Genomic DNA, 17,787 nt, shown 5'->3' with positions numbered 1-17,787 from the left:
CTACTGGTTATTTATACATAATTGCCCAGATTATAACCTCAAATCGCGGCAAGATGCTCGTCTCTATCACATTTTTCTGGGCATTCAAAAATGAAAAGCCCACCGCAAAGGTGGGCTAATTCGAGCTTCATCGCATTTTAAGCGCATGACTACGCGGCGATCCCCGCATGACGCAGCAACGCATCAATTTGCGGCTCGCGGCCTCTAAAGCGTTTAAATAGCTCCATCGGCTCTTCACTACCACCCATTTCAAGGATGTTGTTCAAGAAACTTTGCCCAGTCTGTGGGTTAAAAATTCCCTCTTCCTCAAAGCGAGAAAACGCATCCGCCGAAAGCACTTCTGCCCATAAGTAGCTGTAGTAACCCGCGCTGTAACCGCCAGCAAAGATGTGGCTAAAGCTGTGTGAGAAGCGGTTCCATTCAAGGCTTGGTAACACGGCCACTTTCTTTTTCACTTGGGCGAGAGTTTCCAACACTTGCGGGCCTACTTCGGGATCGTAAGTGGTGTGCAAGGTGAAATCGAACAAACCAAATTCAAGTTGACGCAAAATAAACATCGCTGACTGGAAGTTTTTCGCCGCGAGCATTTTATCGAGCATTTCTTTCGGTAGCGGTTCACCCGTTTCATAATGACCTGAAATAAACGCTAACGCCTCTTCTTCCCAGCACCAGTTTTCAAGGAACTGACTGGGCAGTTCAACCGCATCCCACGGCACACCGTTGATGCCAGATACCGCACCCACTTCAACTTGAGTCAACATGTGGTGGATCCCGTGTCCAAACTCATGGAACAAAGTGACCACTTCATCATGAGTAAATAACGCAGGTTTATCACCGATTGGGCGATTAAAGTTACAGGTCAAATAAGCCACTGGTGTTTGTAGCTCGCCATTTTGAGTGATACGGCGGCCACGGCAATCATCCATCCACGCGCCGCCACGCTTATGTTCGCGCGCATACAGGTCGAGATAGAAGCTGCCACGCAGTGATCCTTTCGCATCAAAAATATCGAAAAAACGCACCGATGGATGCCAAGTATCAACCCCAGAGCGCTCTTTGACGCTCATGCCAAATACGCGGTTGAGCACTTCAAATAGGCCGCTCACCACTTTCGACTCTGGGAAATAAGGGCGCAGCTCTTCATCTGAAATATCAAACAAGTGCTGTTTCTGTTTTTCGCTGTAGTAAGCGATATCCCACAACTCTAGCGTGGTCACGCCAAACTCTTGCTGCGCAAATTGACGCAACTCTTCTACTTCACGCTCACCTTGCGGTTTCACTTTGGTGGCTAAATCATTTAAAAACCCTAACACTTGATCGGGCGTTTGCGCCATTTTGGTCGCCAGTGATTTTTCACTGTAGGTATTAAAACCGAGCATACGGGCTATTTCATGACGCAGTTTGAGCTTCTCAGCGATGATTTCGCTGTTATCCCACTTGCCCGCATTTGGCCCGCGATCCGAGGCACGCGTGACATACGCTTCATAAAGCTCTTTGCGCAGAGCTTGGTTATCACAATAAGTCATCACTGGCAGATAAGAAGGAATGTCGAGCGTTAATAAATAACCATCGAGCTCTTTGGCTTGCGCCGCCGCTTGTGCAGCTGCTAACGCCGATTCTGGCATGCCCGCTAATTGATTGGCGTCGGTAATGTGCTTGGTCCAGCCCATCGTGGCATCCAGTACGTTATTAGAGAACTTAGAACCCAACTCAGATTGACGTTTACTGATCTCGCCGTACCGTTTTTGCTCTGCCAATGGCAAGCCGATACCCGATAGCTCAAAATCACGCAGTGCATCATTGATGGTTTTTTGCTGCGCTTGAGAGAGCGAGGAAAAAGTATCGCTGGCTTTCATGCTCTTATAGGCTTCAAACAGGCCTTTATGTTGCCCAACCCAAGTGCCGTATTCAGACAGCAGCGGCAAACAGCTTTCGTACGCATCACGCAGTTCATCGCTATTGAGCACGGAATTAAGGTGGCTCACTGGCGACCAAATGCGGCTTAAGCGATCATCCACCTCTTCAATGGGTGCAATCAAGTTTTCCCACGTTGGGGTGCTATTGCCAGCAAGGCGTTTTTCAATTTCGGTGCGGCAATCTTCTATCGCTTTCTCAACCGCAGGCTTCACATGCTCTGGCTTAATGGCGGAAAACGGCGGTAAATCCGTGAAAGTGAGAAGTGGATTAGACATAAAACATTCCTTTTAAGTTAAGACGCGCCTGCACGTTGATGCATTTCTCTGCAACAGTCACTGATTGTTTCACGGCAACCGTCGATTTTGTTTATCTGAAATAGTAAATATAGGTAGGTTCAGCAATTTTCAATAGTGGCGTATAATCAGCCAATACGTTTGATTGATGAAACACACTCCATTTGGGGTGTTTTGAGAGCCTATTTTGCTAAGTTATCGCCACAGTTTTCACGCGGGCAACCACGCGGATGTATTAAAGCATATTGTACAAAGCCTTATCCTCAATGCATTACAGCAAAAAGAGAAGCCTTTTGTTTATCATGACACCCACTCTGGCGTGGGCCGTTATGACTTGACCCATGAATGGTCAGAAAAAACCGGTGAATATAAACAAGGGATTGCTCGTATTTGGCAACAAAATGTAACGCCACCCGCCATTCAAAGCTACCTTGAGGCAGTAAAAGCACTCAATGAAAGCGAAGAGTTACGCTACTACCCCGGCTCACCGCGCGTAGCGCGTGCTCATCTACGCGCGCAGGATCGTATGGTGCTCACTGAATTGCATCCGAGCGATTACCCTTTGCTCGAGCAAGAGTTCCACCGAGATCGTCAGGTATCGATTTACAAAGAAGATGGTTTCCAACGCTTAATCGGTAGCCTGCCACCGAAAGAGCGTCGCGGCTTAGTGTTGATCGATCCCCCTTACGAATTGGCCAAAGAGTACAGCGATGTCGTAAGAGCCATTGCCCAAAGTTATAAGCGCTGGGCGACGGGTATCTACGCCATTTGGTATCCCGTAGTGAATCGCGACACCATTGATGACTTGCTTGAAGGGCTGGCAAGCCTCGGTATTCGCAAAATCTTACAAATTGAATTGGGCGTGTCGCCAGACACCCATGAACGTGGCATGACCGCTTCAGGCATGATAGTGATTAACCCACCGTGGACACTAGAAGGGCAAATGCAGGAAATTTTACCGTTTCTTCAGCAAGCGATTGCCCCGGTAACCGGTCATTTTAAAGTCGAATGGGTTGTACCAGAATAAACTGACCCAATCTATCAAAGAAGTAGAGAACCTTTTTCGCCTTGCTATGGTTGCCAACACCGTACAAAACCAAGGTCAAACAGGATGAAAAAAGAATAATGGAGAAAGTAATGACAACGCATTTTGATTATATCTGTATCGGTGGTGGCTCTGGTGGTATCGCTTCAGCGAACCGCGCGGCAATGTATGGTGCGAAAGTCGCACTGATTGAAGCCAAAGACCTTGGCGGCACTTGTGTCAACGTCGGTTGTGTTCCGAAAAAAGTGATGTGGCATGGCGCGCAAATTGCTGAAGCAATGCACCTTTATGCCAAAGATTACGGCTTCGATGTCGATGTCAAAGGATTGGATTGGTCAAAACTGATTGAGAGCCGCCAAGCGTATATTGGCCGTATTCATCAATCATACGACCGCGTATTGGGCAATAATAAAGTGGAAGTGATCCGCGGTTTCGCACGCTTTGTTGATGCAAAAACCGTAGAAGTAAACGGTGAACACTACACAGCAGATCATATCCTGATTGCCGTTGGCGGACGCCCAACAATTCCGGCGATCCCAGGGGCACAATACGGCATTGATTCCAATGGTTTCTTTGACTTGACCGAACAGCCTAAACGCGTCGCGGTTGTGGGCGCAGGTTATATTGCGGTTGAAATCGCGGGCGTACTCAACGCACTCGGCACTGAAACGCACCTTTACGTGCGCAAAGAATCACCACTGCGCAGCTTTGATCCCATGATCATCGAAACACTCACTGAAGTCATGGCGGCGGAAGGCCCAACATTACATACTCATTCAGTGCCAAAAGAAGTGATCAAAGAAGCCGATGGCAGCCTGACTCTACACCTTGAAAATGGCCAAAGCCAAAACGTTGATACGCTCATTTGGGCAATCGGCCGCCACCCAGCAACCGATGCGATAAACCTAGCAGCAACGGGTGTGGCAACTAATGCACAAGGCTATATTAAGGTTGATGAGTACCAGCAAACCAACGTCGCGGGCATCTACTGTGTCGGCGATATCATGGAAGGCGGTATCGAGCTCACACCAGTTGCCGTCAAAGCAGGCCGTCAACTTTCAGAGCGCCTGTTTAATGGCAAAACCGATGCGAAGATGGATTACAAACTAGTCCCGACCGTAGTCTTTAGCCATCCGCCAATCGGCACAATTGGCCTCACCACGCAAGAAGCCCAAGCGCAATATGGCGAAGAGAATGTCAAAGTATATACCTCTAGCTTCACGGCCATGTACACCGCCGTCACCTCTCACCGTCAACCATGCAAAATGAAACTAGTATGCGCAGGCCCTGAAGAAACCGTTGTTGGCCTACACGGCATCGGTTTTGCGGTTGATGAAATGATTCAAGGCTTTGGCGTAGCCATGAAAATGGGCGCAACCAAAGCCGATTTTGATTCAGTTGTGGCAATACACCCAACGGGTAGTGAAGAGTTTGTTACCATGTAGATCTTTTTATGGAAAACTAAACTGTAGATTTTCATAGTCTGGAAAAGTGAACTACCCTCATTAAAGGCTTATTTTTTGAGGGTATTTTTATGGTTTACGTAGTTGACTCATCACCAGTTAATGTTCCCAGAATATACCCGCAAGCATCACCAGATATTCCTCCCATTTCACTAAAGGGGTTTCCAACGGCTTTGTTGCAGAAATCGAATGAACTAAATCAGAATCTTACGATCAGATCAGGGACGTGCATTCACTTACTTTGATTTCATGCCAAAACCTCGCTATAAAACCACTAACTGGCGCAAGTACAACAACTCTTTAGTCAATCGAGGTTCACTCACGTTTTGGATTGACGAAGAGGCGATAACTGAGTGGAAACAACCTAAACAGGATAGACGTGGAAGACCGCGATTGTTTAGTGATCTAGCTATCACAACTGCCCTCATGGTAAAGCGCATCTTTTCCTTACATTTAAAGGCGCTAGAAGCGCTTTATCGAGTCTGTTTTTAGATTGGCGAACGTCCCATTGGTTTGTCCCCATTATACCTGCATAAGTCGCCGAGCTAAGGATGTCGAGGTTTGCTTTAAAAGCTCTTCACGAGTCGCTATTCAGCATCTAGCCATCGATGCAACTGGACTCAAGGTATACGGTGAGGGCGAATGGAAAGTGAAAAAGCATGGAACCGATGGTAAGCGTCGAGTCTGGCGTAAACTCCATCTTGCTGTTGATACCGATACTCATGAAATTATCGCAGCTGAGCTGACACTATCAGGCGTAACCGATGCTGAAGTACTCCCCAATCGACTCAAACAAACACGCCGAGCCATCAAGGAGATCTCGGGAGATGGCGCATACGATACAAGGGAGTGCCACAGGGTGATTAGAGTTAAGAAAGCGATCCATCTAATCCCTCCACGTGAGGGAGGCGCCTTCTGGGAAAAGGGGCATCCACGCAATCTAGCGGTTGGCTACCAGAAGCTTTATGGCTCGAACAAGAAGTGAAAAAAGCGGTATGGCTATCATAAGCGCTCGCGCTCGCTATCTGAGACAGCAATGTATCGCGTGAAACAGCTACTTGGAGCCTCACTCACTCTTCGTTATTACAATGTACAAGTTGGGAAGGCTTACGCTATGATCAAAGTACTCAACAAGTTGACTGGGATAGGTATGCCCAAAACTCAATATATCGTTTAAAGGCGAACGATTTAGCTAGCGTTCGCTCTTTAGCTGAATTCAGCAACAAAGCCTATTTTACCTACTATCTGCTTTTTTCCCCATAGAACACCTGACATCGATATTTCGGTACGAAGACTATGGGACATTTACAGTTCGCTTAAGTTATTCGATGGCTTTACGTCGGTTCAACATGAATCAGCACCTCGGCATTCGGCAGCACTGCCATGATGGCTGCTTCGATTTCATCGCACTTCTGGTGTGCACGCTCAACGCACATCTGTTTCGGGACGGTAAGATGGAAATCAATGTGGCGGCTGCGCCCAGCATAGCGGGTACGCAGTCGATAGAAATCTATGCCAGGTCCGCACACGCTGCGTATGGTTTCAATAGTCAAAGTCAGCTCTTGTTCAGAAATACTGTGATCAAGCAAAGGCCGAAACGCATTACGCAACATGTCAAAGCCTTCACGGGTGATGAATAGTGCAACACCAATAGCAACAATTGAATCAATAAAGTACCAGTTATAACCAAAGTAACTAGCGATCAGCATAAGCCCCAGCCCCGCCGCCACACCCACTGAAGTAACAACGTCGACTTTCAGATGCAACGCATCTGCCTCCAAAGCGACAGACTCTTCTTCTCGTGCTACCCGGTACAAGTGTTGTGATACCAAAACGTTGATCAACGCGGAAATCAGCATCACTACAACCCCTAATCCTATTGCACTGACAGGTTGCGGATCAAGCAACCTTTCTACCGCCTCGAAAACTATCCATCCCGCCGCTCCCAGAATTAGCAAGGCTTCTAAAACTCCTGAAATATTCTCAATTTTGCTATGTCCGTAAGGGTGATTAGCATCCGGAGGTAAATCCGATCGTCTTACAGCAAACAAGGCAATCAGCGCAGCAATCAAATCCATAGCTGAGTGTATCGCTTCAGAAATAATACTCACCGAACCACCGAAGATACCGGCAACAACTTTCATCACAATAAGTCCACAGTTTGAACAGACAGAAAGAAGTGCTGCACCAGTTTTACGATTCATGACATAACTCCACAAAAGTGAACTTTCTCACTTTTACGAATCTTATCACGAACTATTCGCTCCTTATGTCTATAATTTTTGTCAAATTTACGGCTTTGTTGCTAAAGAGCGAACGCTAGCTAAATCGTTCGCCTTTAAACGATATATTGAGTTTTGGGCATACCTATCCCAGTCAACTTATTGAGTACTTTGAGCATAGCGTAAGTCTTCCCAACTTGTGCATTGTAATAACGAAGAGTGAGTGAGGCTCCAAGTAGCTGTTTCACGCGATACATTGCTGTCTCAGATAGCGAGCGCTTATGATAGCCATACCGCTTTTTCCACTTCTTGTTCGAGCCATAAAGCTTCTGGTAGCCAACCGCTAGATTGCGTGGATGCCCCTTTTCCCAGAAGGCGCCTAGTGAAAAGCTTTTAGAGCAAACCTCGACATCCTTAGCTCGGCGACTTATGCAGGTATAATGGGGACAAACCAATGGGACATTCGCCAATCTAAAAACAGAGTCGATAAAGCCTTCTAGCGTCTTTAAATGTAAGGAAAAGATGCGCTTTACCATGAGGGCAGTTGTAATAGCTAGATCACTAAACAATCGCGGTCTTTCACGTCTATCTTGTTTAGGTTGTTTCCACTCAGTTATCGCCTCTTCGTCAATCCAAAACGTGAATGAAGCTCGATTGACTAAGGAGTTATTATACTTGCGCCAGTTAGTGGTTTTATAGCGAGGTTTTGGCATGAAATCAAAGTAAGTAAGTGAATGCACGTCTCTGATCTGATCGTAAAATTCTGATTTAGTTCATTCGATTTCTGCAACAAAGTCATGAGAAACTAAACATTCTTTATCGTAAAATAGCAGCGAGTCATAAACCGCCTCGCTGCTGTTTAAATTACGAATAGATATATCGCAATGAAATATAAAAATAAAATGTAATATTCCTCAATCTACTCTTTCTGAATTGGGGCTTCTAAGTTATAAGATTCGTATATCCTAGTAATCTCTCCGGAACGACGCATTTCAGCTAAAATACTCTCTAGCTGATCGATATACTGATAGTTCGCCGATCGTTTAGGCACACTAAAAAAACGACCATTTAGGTAAATGTTTTTATAACTTATTTTCTTTAATTTAGGGTCATTTTCAAAAAGATTAAGCCCATGCTGTTCAGAGGTGATAGCAAGATCGATGCGACTAGCCTCTAGCATATTAATAATTTGTTCTACGCTAGTGACAAAACTGATTTTTAATTTGTCTGTATTTTGGTTAAATTGGTCACTATAAAAACTGCCATTGAGTGCACCAATAACAAAACCTCGGCTGACAATTTCATCAAAACTATTTGCATCAATATCCGAGTTCGTCCGAGTAAAATAAAACACCTCTCTTTCACCATACCCCATTAATAATGGGTGAAGAAACTGTTCTCTCTCTTCATCCATAGAGTGCAGAGGAATAAGATCAACTCCACCCTGTGGAGCGACACCAATGGTTCTTGCCCAAGGAACTTTTGTCCAATGGACTTTATGCCCCAACTTAAGAATAACCTGATTAATCACATCGCCACCAGGGCCTTTACACTCACCATTTTCAAAATAAAGATAGGGCTTTCTATCTCGGCAATGCCCCTCCCACGTAACATTCGCTAAAAGTGGGGCTGACATAAATAGGCTTAAGCAACCAATGATGAATATCCGTATAAACTTTATCATATCGCTTCCTTTAATTAATCCTAATGTTAAATACTTTTAGGAATAACTTCAGTATAGTCACTAAGTGGCAATTTTGCTTATATCTCATGAATAACGGCTCATCAATATCATCTAAGAATATACCCAATAGCAAAAATCATCCTGTCATAAAGATAACCTCAGAATATGCTCTTAAAGATGATTAAAATCCCACCAAAGTAATTTTCCCTTGGGCTAACGCCCCCATTTGGCAGGAAAAATCGACCCGTTTATCCGCTTCTTTGGCAAATAGGGTTTCGAGCTTTTCAAACGATTGAGGGATAAAACTGATATTTTTTAACTTCAAGCTTTTGCGGGTTTGATTATCAAGAAACGCTAATGCGGAAGCACTTAATACTTTCTGGCAAGTATCGAGAATATCTTTACTGACCATTTTGCTGTGTACCGCTTGTCGTAGTTGCTCTTTGGTAATGCTGGGGTTGCCTTTAGCAAAGACACAAACGGCGTAGATATCAAGCAGTGCCACCGCGCGTGGCTTTTGCGTTTCGCCATCTTCATAGACTGCCATCAAACAAGGGATTTTACTCTCATCAAACGATTGGCGACGAATATTATTCAGCACGATATCAGCACCTACCGCTCTTTTTAGCAGCTTCTCTAGCTGCGAAAGCTTTGGTAAAGCCAACTCATCTTGCAGCTCAACCATTTCATCTAATTCAATGTAGCTCTCTTCTGCTCCTTGCACTAAAGGAAGCAACTTTTGATGTAGTTCACCATCGTCAAACGGTTTCGATAACACAAACGACGCACCAGCTTCAAGCGCCTGTTTGATTTGTTGCTCATCGGCCACCGTGGTGAGCATCGCCACTTTTATCCCGAGCTTACGTTTGGTTATCGCTTGTGTCAGCTCCAGCCCCGTCATGCCGGGCATATGCCAATCTGTTAAGACAATATCTGGCTGCCAACTACCAATCAGCTTGAGTGCGGCCTTACCATTGTCTGCCTTTTGAATGGACAAACGTCGGTAGCCAAACGCCTCTAAGGCTCGTCTGACTATTTCAAGTGTCGCTTTACTGTCATCAACAATGAGAATCTTCACAGCATATTTTTCTATGTCCTAACTTGTTCAAAGTATAGGCACATTTTTTTACAACAACTAAACTTACCTGAAAATACAGCAACAAAAGTGGGTTTATGTGATGCCAATACAAGAGTTCCTCACCGAAAAGGTTTTATCGCTCTTAGCGATCGATCTCGGGCTTATTATCTTGTTGGCTTGGTTTTTTATCCTACTGCTGATCCTGCGTGAATTTAGGAAATTTGCGCATGGTTTTACTCGTAATAAAAGTGATAGCGATGAAGACACGCTTCATTTATGCCAACAAGCAGTTGAAAATGCGTTGAACTACACCGCAGAGCATAGCTCGACTCTGAATGATTTAATCATCATTCAAAAAGCGCTCGAGCAACAGGTTTCTCTCATCAAAAATTCCTCTTCTCAGGGTATTAGTGCAGAAGATCAGGCTTCAATTGATGAGCTCAATGAGAAATTGAGTAAATCGCATAAGTTGATCCGCAAACTGAAAGGCGATCTCGATAAAAGTGTGAAAGGGCTACGAGTGACTCGTAAAAAACTCTTTGCTCAAACTGATACCGTTGACAGTTTGAAAGAAGAAAAAGCCACCATCGAAAAAGAGTTTGAACAGTTAGAAGCGGAATACATCAAGATCAGTAAAGCGGGTGATTTCTACGAAATGGCAAAAAATTATCAAGCCGAGAAAAAAGAACTACTAGAGACCATTGAGAAATACAAAGAGCAAGCCAAACAAGGTGGCACTTCTGTCGATGTCGAAGCGATGAAAAAACAGTTGTATCACATCAGTAAAGAAAAAGATTTTATCGAACAACGCTATCTACAATTACTCGAAGAGGGAAAGAAAGAGTAGCGCTGCCGCCATTTCTGACGGCAAACTGAGACACTTATTTAACGCAAATCACATTGAGTAATGAGGAACCTTTCAGTTGGCTGACTTTGCCGTTGGTAAAAAGCCCTTTTTGCGACCATCCCCAATAAGGTAAGTGCATTGGCCATTGGTTACTGTCCATCTGTTTTGAATCCAAAAGGCGTTGCCACTCTTCTTCCGTTACCAAGCGCATCGCCATTTTTTGGCAGGTTTTTTCTGCCACCTCATAGTTTAGGCGGCTCCATGCTAGGCCATGTTCCATATAGAACTGTTCATCACTCGAACGTAAATGAGGCACCACAAACTGCAAACCGTTTGCGGTGGTGCTCAAACGAATTTCAACCGCTGGCGGAACATTAAGAGCTGGCGCTTTGGTTGATGGTTTCGTTGATAATAGCGAACTCGCCATTTCCACTTGTGGTTTTGGTAAAGACTTTTTGGTGATTTGTTTTGCGGCAGACGTTGCTTGAGCGGAAGTTGTCTTTTTTATCGGCGAGCTAGACTGTGCGCGCCCTTTGACAACCTCACGAATGAAAGCTTCTTTGTAACCGGGGATTTGCTGGATAAGAGGCAGTTCTTTTTTTACTTGGTCGTAATCAGTATAAGGACCGATTAAGCAACGATACGTTTTCGCTTCTGGTTTTAGCCATACATCGGTAGAAATATGGGTATAAAACGCTTTGGCTTTCAGCAAAGATAATGGCTTATTTAACACGCCACACTGAATCCAAAAAGTGGATGATTGCCCTTTGGGCTTTTTCTTTCCCCATAAACCTTGCCCTATTGGGCATGCTTTATCAAGAATGGGCAATTGATCGACAGAAGCTTGAGTCGCATCACAAAGAAAATCTTCCGCCCAAGCGGGTTGAAATAAAGCCAGCGACGCCAACACCGTTAGGCTTGATGTCACACACAGGGTCGTTTTCCGCATCAGGGTCATCATATTGAGTCCATATACTTGCTTAATAGTAGTGACAACATTACCGATTCAATGTTCCCTAGTTCAATGGATTTGGGTTGGGTATAACAAAAATACTAGCAAAAAAAGAGCCGCATTTGACGGCGGCTTTTAGTTTAGGGATTTTCTTTAGCAAAAATCAATTGCCACATCACCCTTTGTAAATTTTTGGGTTAAAAACATCGCGTAGCCAGTCACCCAACAGATTGATCACCAACACTAATGTGACTAGTACAAAACCAGGGAAAGCCGTAATCCACCAAGCGCCAGAGAAGATGTAGTTAAAGCCCATGCTAATCAAAGCACCCAATGATGGCTGATCGACTGGCAAACCTAAACCTAGGAAAGAGAGTGCCGCTTCAGACATGATCGCATTGGCAATTTGTACAGTTGAGATAACCAAAATAGGCGATAAACAGTTAGGTAAAATATGGCGAAACATGATGCGTGGCGATTTAAAACCCATCACACGAGCCGCTTCCACATACTCTTTTTTCTTCTCGGCGAGCACTGACGCACGAATTGTCCGCGCGTATTGTGGCCACTCAGCCACGCCAATAATCACCACCAGCATCACAACCGCATACTGACTATAAAATTCACTCCCAAAACTGGCTTTGAAAATTGCCGAAACAATGATCGCCACCATCATGGTTGAAAACGATAGCTGTACATCAGCAAAACGCATCAAAAAGCTATCAATACGTCCGCCAAAGTAGCCAGCAGAAAGGCCAATCACGATACCAAGTAGCAACTGTAAACCGACCGCCAAAAAGCCAATCGTCAGTGATAGACGCGAACCATACAGTATGGTCGACAAAATATCGCGCCCTTGCTCATCCGTGCCGAGAACAAAGCGCTCATCGGCTCCCTCCATCCAAGAGGGAGGTAATTCTGCATCCATCAGATCAATCGATGATAGGTCGTACGGGTTGCTGGGGGCAATGAGTGGCGCAGCGACAGACAAAGTTAAGAATACCAAAAAGATGACGAAGCTGGTCATCGCCACTTTATCACGCAAGAAATAGTACAAAAAATCAGACTGTTTAAAACGCTCCCAACGAGATGGAGCAGCAGCAAATTGGCTCATGATTAAGCTCCTTTTCCAGTAAGGTTCACAGTCGGGTTAATCAGACCGTATAACAGATCGACAATGGTGTTGGTGACAACGAAAATCAGGCCAACGAATATGACGTAAGCGGTGATCAGCGGAGTATCAACTCGGTTGATCGCTTCAAGGAAAAGAAAGCCCGTACCCGGCCACTGAAAAACAGTCTCGGTTAAGATGGTGTAGGCCACCATAGTCCCAATTTGTACACCGCCGACGGTTAGCACCGGTAACATGGTATTTTTAAGGGCATGTTGGTAGTAAATTTTGTTCAATGCCAAGCCTTTAGCTTTAGCAAATTTGATGTATTCCGAGCTCAGCACTTCCAACATTTCAGAACGCACTAAACGAATAAACAGCGGCAGCATGATCGACGCCAGTGAAACACAAGGCAGCACCAAGTGTGCTAAGCCATCAGCCGTGAAAAAGCCAGATTCCCAACCCAACCAATTGGCGGTTTCCCCTCGTCCATACGACGGTAACCAACCTAACGTGATCGAAAAAACATACATCAACATAATCGCAGTTAAGAACACTGGGATAGAAATACCAATACTGCTGCCCGCCATCACCACTTTGGTAAAGAAGCTTTTGGGATGAATGGCTGTGTAAACCCCTAATGGAATGGAACAGACAATGATGATTACGGTCGCACCGAGCACAAGCTCTAACGTTGCGATTAATTTATCGAGAATAACGTCTACCGCAGGACGTTTGAAAAAGTAGGACGTGCCTAAATCACCCTGCACCGCGGCCGTAATAAAACGAGTATATTTGGCAATGAAAGGATCATTCAGTCCAAGTTCATCGCGCAGCGCTTGGCGCTCGCTTTCTGAAACAGACTGCCCAACAAGCTCACGCAATGGGTCGCCTAAGTTATCCTGAATGGCAAACGCCACCAGACTGATCACAAACATCACTATCAGTGCCTGAAACAGGCGCTTGACCAGAAACGAAAACATTCCTTGCCCCTTAAACTATCCATGATGGTTCTTTTTAAAATTGAATTAACTTTAATAGGAACGAAAAAATTCAGCCTAAAAAATGACACTCGACCCGACTGAAATAAAGCAAAGTGCAGAGATCTTAATAAGGCATCCAAGCGGATGCCTTGAGTGACTTAAGCGCCGCCCACATTACATGAGCGGCCAACTTAAGTAATTACTCGCTAACGACTAGGTCGCCGAAATAAGGGAATTCCATCGCGTTAACAATCGGTTTGATATCTAAAGTAGATTTCGCCCCCCACGCTAGGTTTTGCCAATGCAGTGGAACAAATGCTGCGTCGTTGTACAAAGTCACTTCGACTTTTTGCAGCATCTGTGCACGTTTCGCAGGATCGGTTTCTACGTTTGCCGCTTCAACCAACTTATCCACTTCTGGATTTGAGTAGTGACCACAGTTGTACTGGCCTTTACCACTCTCTTCGTTACGTGTCATGGTTAAGAACTCGGTGAAGTTTGCTGAGTCTTCAGTATCTGAGTGCCAGCCAATCATTAACAGATCCGCGGCGCACTTATCAAACTCAGGCCAATATTGCGCTTTTGGCATGGTTTTAAGATCAACCTTAATACCAATTTTCGACAACATCGCCGCTGCAGCTTGTGCAACTTTCGCATCGTTCACATAACGGTTGTTTGGCGCGATCATGGTGAGCGTCAGCCCTTTCTCATAACCAGCCTCTTTCATCAGCTCTTTCGCTTTTTTCAAATCAAAACGAGGCACAAGGTTCGCGTCATAACCAGAATAACCCGCTGGGCCTTGTTGGCCAGCTGCTGTCGCAAAACCTTTCATGATTTTGTCAACGATACCTTGGTTGTTGATGGCATGAACAATGGCTTGACGCACGCGAACATCTTTCAGTGCTTCATTGCTGTTTTGGTTCATTTGGAAAGTGATGATGCGCGTACCCGGCAAGGTCACAAGATCAATACCTTTGGCTTCTTCCACACGTTTATGATCGTTTGGCGCAACAGGTGCAATCATATCCACATCACCCGAAAGGAGCGCCGCAACACGAGTGGCATCTTCTTTAATCGGCACTAGGGTCAGTTTGTCTACGTTGCCTTTTGATGCGCTATCCCAATAATCTTTAAAGCGTTCAAATTCCACTTTTACTCCTTGTTCGCGGAAAGTCACTCTAAATGGGCCAGTACCAGAAACGTTGGTCGAAGCAAACGAGTTACCGTGCTTCACAATTTCAGATTTCTCTTTACCATCAGCCGCTTTGCCCGAATAGAACTTGCTGTCCATAGGGAAGATGTAGGTTGCGGTTTGCAGAACCAGAGGATAAGCGCCTTTGGATACGATCTCGACGGTGTAATCATCTACTTTGACCATCTTTTCATACGGTTCAAAAATAGCTTTGAAATCAGGAGAATCTTGTAAACGATCGAACGTCCAGACCACATCGTCTGCCGTCATTTCGTTACCAGAATGGAATTTTACCCCTTTGCGCAGCATAAAACGGAACGTTGTATCGTTAACACGTTCCCATTTTTCAGCAAGGCGAGGTTCAAAATCAAATGTCTGGGTGTAACGAACGAGAGGATCAAACACCATGTGAGACATTTGTAGCGTACCACCAGATAGCTGCTCATGCGGGTCAAGTGACACTGGGTCAGCATCATAAGCGACGGTAATATTGGCCGCGCTAGCTGCAAAGCTTAAGCCTGCCGCCATCAAAGCTACTGTTAGTTTGCTTTTCATGGTTTTCATTGCATAACTCCTTATGCGGGAATCCAAATCCCTAGTTGTTGTAATTGCTTCTGTTTATTCATTCCAAGCACGCTTGGTCATGATATCTCTATCTGTAACTTTTTTGGCTTACGCCGTTACTGCATCTTCTCTTAAGCCCGTAAACTCAGGCATTAAAGAAATCAAATGCTGGCTGTATTGGTGTTGAGGTGACTTAAACAACTGCTCTGTAGGGGCGACCTCCAGTAAGGTCCCCATTTGCATGACTCCGACACGATCGCACATTTGGCGGATCACAGGTAAGTCATGGCTGATGAACAGCATGGTCAAGTTGAGCTCATCTTGCAGATCTTTCAATAGGTTTAAGATCTGCGCTTGCACAGACACGTCGAGCGCGGACGTGGGTTCATCACAAATCAATAAGCGAGGACGCGTGGCGAGTGCGCGAGCAATCGAAATACGTTGACGTTGACCGCCGGAAAACTCGTGCGGATATTTCACTCCCGCCATTTTACCTAGGCCTACGTGCTCTAAAAGATCATGCACAATTTGCCGTGTTTCCGCTTCGCTACGGGTTAATTTATGAAAACGAATCGGCTCGGCAATGATATCGAAAATCTTCATTCTCGGATTCATTGAGGTATAAGGGTTTTGAAACACCATCTGCATCTGGCGGCGCATCGGACGGCGCTCGTTTTCCGATTTCAGCGCAGTAAGATCAATCCCTTCAAAACAGACTTTGCCTGAGTTTGGAGCGTACAGACCCGCAATCACGCGTGCGATTGTTGATTTACCGGAACCTGATTCCCCAACCAAACCAAAAGTTTCCCCTTCAAACACCTCAAAACTGACGTCATTTGAAGCTTGGACATATTCACGGCGACTTTCAAACAATGAGTCTTTGGTCGTAAAGCGTAAATTCACGTTTTCTACTGTCAGCAGTGGGCCTGTGTATTGGCGATTATCTTGGCTCTGACCTAACCAATGGTTTTTAACATCCAGTGGTTTTAACTCACTTGCCTCTTCGATATAGCTCACCAACGGAAAGCGATCGAGTTTTTTATCTGAGCGAGGAACGGCGGAAATCAAACTGCGCGTATAGGAGTGATCAGGAGCGCCCAACACTTTAGCTGTCGGTCCAAATTCAACCAAGTCACCGCGATACATCACCGCGACGCGATCCGTCACATTCGAGACCACACCCATATCATGGGTAACCAGCATACAGCCAACATTGTTTTTAATGCATAGCTCGCGGATGAGGCTCAAGATTTGATCTTGAATAGAAACGTCTAATGCAGTGGTCGGTTCATCGGCAATAATAAGATCAGGTTCACCCGCCAGCGCAATGGCAATCACAACACGTTGACGCATGCCACCAGAGAATTGGTGTGGGTACTGCTTCAAACGGTTTTCAGGCTGAGGAATACCCACTTGCTTCATCAAAGAAAGTGCACGCTGATACGCTTCTTCCTCAGTCACTTTCATATTGGCGTGGATGGTTTCTGTCAGTTGATGTTCAACAGTAAATAGCGGATTAAGCGACGTCATTGGGTCTTGAAAAATAAAGCCAATTTTAGAGCCGCGAACTTGGCGCATCTGCTCAGGCGATAGGCCTGAAATCTTCTCACCATCTAAGAACACATCGCCACTGGCAATGAGACCGGGTGGGCTCAATAAATCGATAACCGCATTACCTACGGTCGATTTTCCGGCGCCTGATTCTCCCACAACCCCAACAATTTCACCCCGCTCGATATTAAACGAAAGCGATTTCACAGCAACGTGAACACCATGACGCGATGGGTATTCAATACGCAGGTTTTTTACTTCTAAAAGTGACATCCCAGACCTCTACGACTTGGGCAGTGTTGTGCCCTGTCTGTAACTACCTTTGAACAACAAAGCGTTCAAAGCCAGTAAAAATGAATCCATTCATACCAGTACAATATTCTGGTAATTAACAAGGCCATCAATTTGGCAAATATTTCACAGAAAAGCAACATCGATAGGATAAAAAGTCGATATCAAATCAAACCAAAGCAGTAACATCGTATTTTTATGCACCACATATGCATTAATCATTGGTATGACCAATATTCTAGCACGCAGTAATACACCCCAAAACATAGACGTTAAGCCTAAGAAAACGCCAATTTACCATGCATTCTAAAAAAGAATGCAGAATAAAATTTCAAATTATATTGCGGCATATCACGTAACACATTAGAAACAAAAACCAGAATAACCAACAAAATGCCAGACTAAAAACTAATGAAAAGGCAGAAAAGCAGTGAATTCATCTGAACAGAAAATTTAGGGTTTAGCCTTTAAACATGATAATTCACTGACTTAATGAGATAGGAGTCAATAAGGGATCGAACATTGAATAGAGAGAATGGTCTTTCAACTGAGGCTTATTAAGATGGCCGGTGAAGAGCCCGGTTTTGAAAATCA

Annotated in this window: 13 protein-coding genes and 1 pseudogene; 4 read left to right on the top strand and 10 right to left on the bottom strand. The window is 44.9% G+C overall.

Annotation, left to right across the window (positions count from 1 at the left end; all coding sequences use genetic code 11):
- Positions 1-149: 149 nt before the first annotated feature.
- Positions 150-2,192: an oligopeptidase A gene (gene prlC, locus AACR75_RS02305; RefSeq protein WP_013855686.1), complete on the bottom strand. Its 2,043-nt coding sequence runs from the start codon at positions 2,190-2,192 to the stop codon at positions 150-152.
- A gap of 205 nt (positions 2,193-2,397) precedes the next feature.
- Here prlC and AACR75_RS02300 point away from each other — a divergent pair, with 205 nt between their 5' ends.
- The 3 genes and pseudogenes from AACR75_RS02300 to AACR75_RS02290 all read left to right on the top strand — a co-directional run bounded on the left by AACR75_RS02300 (position 2,398) and on the right by AACR75_RS02290 (position 5,895).
- Positions 2,398-3,237, top strand: coding sequence for a 23S rRNA (adenine(2030)-N(6))-methyltransferase RlmJ (locus AACR75_RS02300; protein ID WP_013855685.1), 840 nt, complete (start codon positions 2,398-2,400; stop codon positions 3,235-3,237).
- Positions 3,238-3,347: 110 nt separating this feature from the next.
- Positions 3,348-4,700, top strand: a complete 1,353-nt coding sequence (gorA, locus tag AACR75_RS02295) for a glutathione-disulfide reductase (RefSeq protein WP_026028187.1) — start codon at positions 3,348-3,350, stop codon at positions 4,698-4,700.
- A gap of 267 nt (positions 4,701-4,967) precedes the next feature.
- Positions 4,968-5,895 (top strand): annotated as a pseudogene (locus AACR75_RS02290) (IS5 family transposase).
- Positions 5,896-6,052: 157 nt separating this feature from the next.
- Here the strand turns inward: AACR75_RS02290 and AACR75_RS02285 are convergent.
- From AACR75_RS02285 to AACR75_RS02270, 4 genes are all read right to left on the bottom strand, one after another.
- A complete protein-coding gene (locus AACR75_RS02285; protein WP_017049539.1) occupies positions 6,053-6,922 on the bottom strand; it encodes a cation diffusion facilitator family transporter in 870 nt (289 codons plus the stop codon).
- Positions 6,923-7,056: 134 nt separating this feature from the next.
- Entirely contained in the window at positions 7,057-7,653 is a 597-nt protein-coding gene (locus AACR75_RS02280) for an IS5/IS1182 family transposase (protein ID WP_047688462.1), read from the bottom strand.
- Between the two features lie 206 nt (positions 7,654-7,859).
- Positions 7,860-8,624, bottom strand: a complete 765-nt coding sequence (locus tag AACR75_RS02275; RefSeq protein ID WP_017049808.1) for a substrate-binding periplasmic protein — start codon at positions 8,622-8,624, stop codon at positions 7,860-7,862.
- A gap of 181 nt (positions 8,625-8,805) precedes the next feature.
- Positions 8,806-9,702, bottom strand: a complete 897-nt coding sequence (locus AACR75_RS02270; protein WP_047688459.1) for a response regulator — start codon at positions 9,700-9,702, stop codon at positions 8,806-8,808.
- A 97-nt stretch (positions 9,703-9,799) separates the two neighbouring features.
- On the opposite strand from AACR75_RS02270, the gene AACR75_RS02265 reads away from it, so the two are divergent.
- The gene (locus AACR75_RS02265) at positions 9,800-10,549 is read left to right on the top strand and encodes a chromosome partitioning protein ParA (RefSeq protein WP_081989688.1); all 750 of its coding nucleotides are present in this window, start codon (positions 9,800-9,802) and stop codon (positions 10,547-10,549) included.
- Positions 10,550-10,583: 34 nt separating this feature from the next.
- On the opposite strand, the gene AACR75_RS02260 is transcribed toward AACR75_RS02265, so the two are convergent.
- From AACR75_RS02260 to AACR75_RS02240, 5 genes are all read right to left on the bottom strand, one after another.
- On the bottom strand, positions 10,584-11,510 hold the full coding sequence (locus AACR75_RS02260) for an SPOR domain-containing protein (protein WP_047688453.1): 927 nt from the start codon (positions 11,508-11,510) through the stop codon (positions 10,584-10,586).
- Between the two features lie 166 nt (positions 11,511-11,676).
- Positions 11,677-12,615 carry an ABC transporter permease gene (locus AACR75_RS02255; RefSeq protein WP_017046673.1) on the bottom strand — a complete coding sequence of 313 codons (939 nt, stop codon included), beginning with the start codon at positions 12,613-12,615 and terminating at the stop codon, positions 11,677-11,679.
- Between the two features lie 2 nt (positions 12,616-12,617).
- Positions 12,618-13,595 carry an ABC transporter permease gene (locus AACR75_RS02250; RefSeq protein WP_013855660.1) on the bottom strand — a complete coding sequence of 326 codons (978 nt, stop codon included), beginning with the start codon at positions 13,593-13,595 and terminating at the stop codon, positions 12,618-12,620.
- Between the two features lie 199 nt (positions 13,596-13,794).
- Positions 13,795-15,351, bottom strand: a complete 1,557-nt coding sequence (locus AACR75_RS02245; protein ID WP_026029171.1) for an ABC transporter substrate-binding protein — start codon at positions 15,349-15,351, stop codon at positions 13,795-13,797.
- A gap of 108 nt (positions 15,352-15,459) precedes the next feature.
- Positions 15,460-17,175 carry a dipeptide ABC transporter ATP-binding protein gene (locus AACR75_RS02240; protein ID WP_047688450.1) on the bottom strand — a complete coding sequence of 572 codons (1,716 nt, stop codon included), beginning with the start codon at positions 17,173-17,175 and terminating at the stop codon, positions 15,460-15,462.
- Between the last annotated feature and the right edge of the window lie 612 nt (positions 17,176-17,787).

The sequence above is a fragment of the Vibrio sp. ZOR0018 genome (assembly GCF_963865925.1).
GTDB lineage: Bacteria > Pseudomonadota > Gammaproteobacteria > Enterobacterales > Vibrionaceae > Vibrio > Vibrio anguillarum.
This window is presented reverse-complemented; position numbering and strand designations above follow the sequence as displayed.